Here is a 6,565-nt window from a genome sequence, read left to right on the forward strand (position 1 = left end):
ATTGAGAATGACCGGGGGAACTCTGAAATTTTCGGCTTAGTTGCCGGCAGCTTGCCGCCAACTCACTCCTCTAGATAAGTATTTTGACTCACGCCCCTTCCTCTTTTGAGACGTTGTGACACTTAGGGTGCGGAATGTGGGCTTCAAGGGTTAAACCTTCACCAGTTCCCGCCTCAAGAACTAAAACTCGTTTTCCCTGTTCACTCAATTGTTTGGCCGTAATCGCTCCAGCGATTCCGCCGCCGACGATGACAGCATCGTAGTTGGTTTGAGAGACGGTCTGCCAATCAACTAATTTGACACCGGTTTGACTTTGACTCATTATGTTACTCCTGAAGGGTTGCTTTTTAAATCTCTAAGTCATTTTGTTAGGTAATCTTTCCCGAAAAGGAGAGAAGTTTGATCGCAGCGATATTGACATAATTATAACTCCCGCTTACACCACCAATACCATTGTTGCCAGTGTAGTTTTGATAATGAGCGAAACTAGACATATTAATTGCCTGCTCGTCGCTAAAAATCTTAATTGTGTAACTATGTCCGACACTCAAGTCAACTTTGGTCAAAATTAAAGATGACTCTAGCCAGCGATTCCAGTTGCCAAGCTGGGGCATCACCAGATAACTATCAGCAACTATTGTATCAGTTTCTGAATCTTTCATTTGCATTCGTTTAACGGCACAAGTAACTCCTGTATTAATTGGTCCAGCACCATTTCCAGCTATCACCTGAATACCATGAGTACCACTATACTTAGCCTTGATATCGACGGTTAAACTATCATCTGGCTTCCCCCAATTATCAAAATATACTTGTCCATGAGCTTCGGAAGGATTACGGCCAATCGCCCTAAATTCCTGGGCTGTAACCGAATAAACCCGCTCAGAATTTACTCCCCAATAACAAACAGGTTTAGCCCGTTGAGAAATAGTTCCACTGTTAAGATAAACACTTTCTAGTGTATAGCAGTAGCTTGGTGATTGGCTACCTTTAGTATCTTGATCTTGCCAGGAACCGCGCTGATCAAAAATCTTAATTTTTTCCGCCACCAACCGGCCATCCCTATAAACATTTACCACCACCTCGTCAGTATTTTCCTGATTCAAATTAAAGAAAATTTCTAAGTTACCTTGACTAGCGGTGATCGCTTCGATTACTGGTGGGCGAGGAGCATATCTTTTTCGATAGTCTTGTAAATCATCAACTAAATTAATTGAGGCACTTTGCACATCTTGATCGACTAAATTTACCTCAATAAAATTCTCAGATGCCAGCATCGATTCAGCAATTTCTCCGACAACTAACTCCTGGTTGAGATAGACTTCTCCTAGGCTGTATGCCCCCTTATTTTCCCCATTAATCGGGGGTAAATTGATCACGATATTGATTTGATGACCTCGATAGGGCAGGCGATTGAGAACTAATTTCTGGGAGTCAGGGAAGAGAGTATTGCGTAACTCTCTTGTGATAAAAGGAGAAACACTAAATCCCGCATCGGTCCAAGATAATCCAAAAATTAGCTCATGGACCATAGACAGATAGCCGGCCACCGACCAAAGCTGACGGGGTGAATTAACCACAGGTTCTTTGGCTGGTTGATTTTGCAGTTCAACTAATCCGCTCACGGCATCAAAATTTTCCATATTGGATAAGCTCAGTGCTGCTCCTCGGATTAAAGAGGTAACTCCCAGATTAACGGCTGCATCATTTTTGACTTTTTTGGCGGCTTTAAGCCAATAGGCAGTGACGAAGGGCCAGATAGCTTGGTTATGGTAAATTGGTATATCCCTTTGTTGAGGCCAGATTACCGGAGCGCCTTGTGGTAGATGAGGGTAGTTGGCGACAATTTGGGCTGCTTGGGTTTGATCGGCAATATCGAGGAGAATGGCCAGGGAACTGCCCAATAAATCGTATTGGTGAGCCGGTCGAAAATCGAAAGCTGTTGTAATAAAAGTTGAATATAGCTGTTTATCTGGCAAATACAGGTGAGTGCGGATAGCTTGACGCAATTCCTCAGCCCATTTACTATACTTTTGTTTGGTTTCGGGTTCCCCCAACTCCCCAGCCAAAGACGCAGCTAAAAGTAAAGCCGAAAGATGACAAGCATTAGTAGAAAGAGCTTTAGACATTCCAATTTGTACTGGATCTTCGGCTACCCATTGGGGATAACTTTGTTCCCGCCAATCTAAAAATGACTGTTCCCCTCGATAAAGTCCATCTTGAGGTTCAAAGATAACTTGACGATCCTGTTCGATCGTATTCTTGAGTGCTTCGTAGGCTTTTCTCGCAAAATTATCCCTTGGCTCACCTTGTAGTTGTCGTAACAGAGTCCTCGCCCCAAAAGACCAAACCACGCGATCAGTTGAGATGGGATAGCTTCCCCCAGTGCCGGTATCTTGGACAATTTGCAGTCCGCCACCTTCGCGGCGTTCGGAGAGTTTAAAGCTGAGAGAGTTTAAAGCCCGAATTGGATCGAGAACTCCTAAACCGAGATCGACAGCATAGGAAGTATCTCTTGTCCAAACATAGGTCCAAAACAAGCCCGTCTCAAAAAAGCCGCCTTCTGGTGCGGGTAATGGGTTTCCATCATTGAAAGCTCCATCACTGATCTGGTTAACTGAAGCATCCCGCACTTCTTGTAAAGCTAAAGCATAGAGAGCATCAAACCAGAGCCGATTGCTTTGGAGATTGGGACTGGAGGGCAATTCTTCAATTGTTCTTGGGTTAGGCAGATAATCTTGATAAATTTCCCTCTGAGAGTCGGATAGTTTGTTTTCAAATGGTGCAGTTGTCTCCAAAGAAAAGTGCCTTTTGTCACTTATAATGTCAACTTTAACAGTGGCATTATAAGGGTCATCTTTCCAGACATCGCTATTATTACATTGGTTGTTGTCTGGTTTTTGAAAAGAGTGATCAGCCATCAAATTTCTCCTCAAAAATTTGAATATTTTTCTATTGTTGAGGTTTATCCTCAGCGAATTTCTGAGTTACTTTCAATCCGAGAACTCCCAAAACAATCCCGACGATCGAGATATCAGGAACAAATGCTTGATCTCTGACGATATGCACAATCCAATCTGCACAAAAGCAGAGGATAACTAGCCAAGTTTGCGCTCTCACAGAAGAGAACTGTCCATTGTTTTCTTGAAAAAATTGGTTTAATAATGATAACTTCATTGTTTCTCTGGGGGTTGTTCAAAATGAATAAGTAGGGTTTGCTGAATAAATCTAAAAACCTTGTTGGGTAAGCCTTTTAGACTTTTTGTCAATCAAAAAGTACCAGTTCTGGGAGTGATCGGGGGGAAAATTCAGGGACTTTTTCCCTGAAAATTAGGTAGTTGACCACCTGAAAATCGCTAAAACCCTACACCCCAAACCCCACACCCTGCCCCCATGAAAAACTTTTTGCCACAAACCCTAAGTAAGAGTTGACGCGGGATAGGAATTTACTGGTATTGCAGCCTTGAGCTTCTTAAGCAGGTTCGAGGTTTAAGCCACAAGCCGATTCTCTCCTGCCCCCGCAACAGTTATAGTCATTTCAATTAAGATTGAGAATATCAATCCCAGAGTTCCTAAGGATTTTGTCGGTCTAGAATGTATCAGACTTATCTGAAATGACTATACTTTTGGTTAGCTCATGGGCAACAAATCTATTGATATCTCGCCTTGACGATCGAGTAAGAATCCCAAATATTCTTGTCGGTCAGTGACTTGACTAACTTGATATATTCAGCATGAGTCCAAGCTAAAGGCGTTGCACTATTAGTCCCTTCTCCCGTGACGTAATTATGGGTGCTATTATCACCGACACCATCCCAAACTTGTTCGGGAAGCATGAAGCTTTCGTTGGCAAAATATTCCATAGCTCGAACATAAGTATCACGAATTTTGGCAACATCTTGATCGCTAAGGTTGCCTCCATTTTGGGCTTTGGCTAACTCAAGTTCATAATGTCCTCGTTCGCCGGTAAAGAAAGGCCAAACCCGTCCGCGGCGAAGATTTTTTAGACCATCGTTAACATCACGAAAATTGCTACCATCATTGGTTTGTTCGCCATAGCCGTCATTGCCATAGCGTCGGAATCCTGGATACTCCTTACCATCAAAAGTGAAGTTGTACTTAACCTTTAAACTCTCTTCGAGATTAGCATTATCGAAGGCACAAACAGTTTCAGCAATGTGCAGATCATCTCCTTTTCGGACACCATAACGCACCAGTTCCAAGAAACCGCCATCTAAGATTTGGCGTTCATCAGCTTTAAGAAGACTATTATTGTCGTGGATGACACTGCCATTGTTAGGATTGGCGTCAGGGCTAACTCTGAGCAGATATTGACCAGATTCTTGACAGGGGGTAGCCCGTCCAGTGGTGGTAAACATAAAGTTATCCACATTCTTTTGATATTCATCTGCTTGTTTCAAATAGAATGCGGCCGCACCGGGATCATTAGCTGCATTTTGAGCAATATCAGCCGCTGCCACTAACCCAGTAATCTCTGCGGCTATAGTGGAAGGGGAATAGCCCGATTGTTCTTCCCAGCGTTCTTGATGGGTTTGGGGTGGATTAATCTGGCGCTGATTTGATTGATAACCACTGCTGGTATTGATACTAATATTTACCTGGCCGCCATTAGCGAGAAATTCGGCGGCGGGTTTCAACATCGTGGGATACCAGTTACTGATTTGACTATCCGAGAGAATTCCGGCTTTCCATAATTTCCAACCTAACATAATGGGCATCGCCGTTTGATCCATCTGGACTCCTACCCACTCTAATTCGCCATCAACGTGGGTTTTTTGTAAAAACCAACCGGTAGCGCCGGAGTTACCCGGAGTGTCTGATTTTACTTGGACTTTTGGCAGATATTTAAAAGCCGCTAAGGGGGTTTCTCGATCTCCTAAAGCTAACAAAGCCATAGCCGCCTGATAAAAGTCTCTCGGCCAAACTGCCCGATAGCCGGTGGCAAAGCCATCAGCATTAACGGTATCTCCCCAGGGAACAGATAAAGAAGCAATTAAAGCCCCGGCATTTTCCTTATCTTCCATGCTTTTCAGGGTAAAAGCACTAGCATAAAGCTGTTTACCTTTGTCACCGGTGTTGGCAATCATAGCGGGCATATTGCTAAGGCTGGCTAGATAGTCTTCCCATCCTACGGCATTGCCTTTGCCGTTGTATTTCGCCAACAGGCTATCGTAACCCTCACTTAAAGAAGCGTCTGCTTGTGCTGTTGCTTGAGCGTAACTGCTGCCAAAGCCGACGACAAGATTAAAAGTGGAGGTTTGACCTTGATTGAGGGTGGGCAATTGGGCCATCATCGCCACATTGCCTGGCTGATTCTGATTGGTATAATCATAGGTCCAGTCCATGACTCCATCTTTCATTAAATCTTGATAGCCATCACTGTTACCAACATATCCGGCTGAGGTTTTAACAAAAGGAGATGAACTTTTTAAACTCAGGTAAACAGTCTCACCTTCGCGAGCATTGAGGCTATCGCTTCTGACAAAAGCCACATCTTGACTCCCGGTATTATTCAGGTGGGGATTAATGAGAATATAGGGAGTAATATTATCCTCATTGGCGGTCAAGATCACTTTTGTAAACAAAGTTTGGCGATCGGGGTCGGTAAAGATGTGCTTTTCAATGGTGTATTTGCCATTTTTAGCAGTATTGACGACACGATAGGCGGGAGAAAGAGGCCGACCGCTGCTATCCTTATCGAGATAGTCAACCTTGCTGTTAGTATCAGTTTTTTCTTGATTGAAAAAACCGTTGCCCGTCACCAAGAATTGTAAGTCGTTGATCTGAGCGCGATCAATTTCTCCATAGGCAGTTTCCGTGACAATGCCTTGAGCGATGGAAAACCAAACCTTGGAGATGGCATTCGTCGGTCCATCATCTTCATAGCTGCTGTTTACATACTGCTCATAGGAAGTGCCAATGCCTTGCTTTCCGGCATAGGACCAAAGGGAGGGAACACCGGGGGCGCCGGGGGCTATCCCTCCGCCAACTGCCCAAGCAAGGTTTGTTCCTAAGAAGAGAACAGAGCAAAGGGCAATTAAGCTAACTAATAAACAACGTTTCAGGTTCATGGGAGTAATCGTAGATGGGGTTAAATCAAATTGACTGGGTAATGTTCAAGGTATTTTTGCGGTTCAAGGGTGGAAGTTTCGGATCTACAACGTTGCTCCGATAGATGAGGTTTGCTCTCGCATCCGCAATACTTGATTAGCAATGATTACTCGTGGCTTCACCCTTCGGGCAAAGGCTGTAATTCTTTCAAAAAACTCAGGCTAGGGGCAAAGAAATATTCGCCGCCTTTCATGTTAACCCAAAGTTTGAAATTGTATTCTTCTGTTTCTGATTCGCCCCATTTTTGGCTCTTCGGTTTGTGTTATGCAATGGACGGGGGTTATATTGGATGTAACCCTTATATAGAAAGGCATTTAGCGATTTTTGTCGATTGTTTTTGATCTAGAGCGAACTAATCAATTAAGTCTCTTACCAGATAAGGATTTAGTCGATTTATGACCCCCTATCGAACCATACCAAGTAACGAAGAACC

General features: G+C 43.7%; 4 protein-coding genes. All 4 read right to left on the reverse strand.

What is annotated here, in order from left to right:
- Positions 1 to 88: 88 nt before the first annotated feature.
- A complete protein-coding gene (locus PX482_RS05475) occupies positions 89 to 322 on the reverse strand; it encodes an FAD-dependent oxidoreductase (RefSeq protein WP_288026460.1) in 234 nt (77 codons plus the stop codon).
- Between the two features lie 46 nt (positions 323 to 368).
- Positions 369 to 2,921, reverse strand: a complete 2,553-nt coding sequence (locus PX482_RS05480; RefSeq protein ID WP_288026458.1) for an alpha-L-rhamnosidase-related protein — start codon at positions 2,919 to 2,921, stop codon at positions 369 to 371.
- 31 nt (positions 2,922 to 2,952) lie between these two features.
- Positions 2,953 to 3,177 (reverse strand): hypothetical protein, encoded by a 225-nt coding sequence (locus PX482_RS05485; protein WP_002762514.1) that lies wholly within the window; start codon positions 3,175 to 3,177, stop codon positions 2,953 to 2,955.
- A gap of 473 nt (positions 3,178 to 3,650) precedes the next feature.
- The gene (locus PX482_RS05490; RefSeq protein ID WP_002762512.1) at positions 3,651 to 6,092 is read right to left on the reverse strand and encodes a glucan 1,4-alpha-glucosidase; all 2,442 of its coding nucleotides are present in this window, start codon (positions 6,090 to 6,092) and stop codon (positions 3,651 to 3,653) included.
- Positions 6,093 to 6,565 lie beyond the last annotated feature (473 nt).

The sequence above is a fragment of the Microcystis sp. M53602_WE12 genome, assembly GCF_030065455.1.
Classification (GTDB): Bacteria; Cyanobacteriota; Cyanobacteriia; order Cyanobacteriales; family Microcystaceae; genus Microcystis; species Microcystis aeruginosa.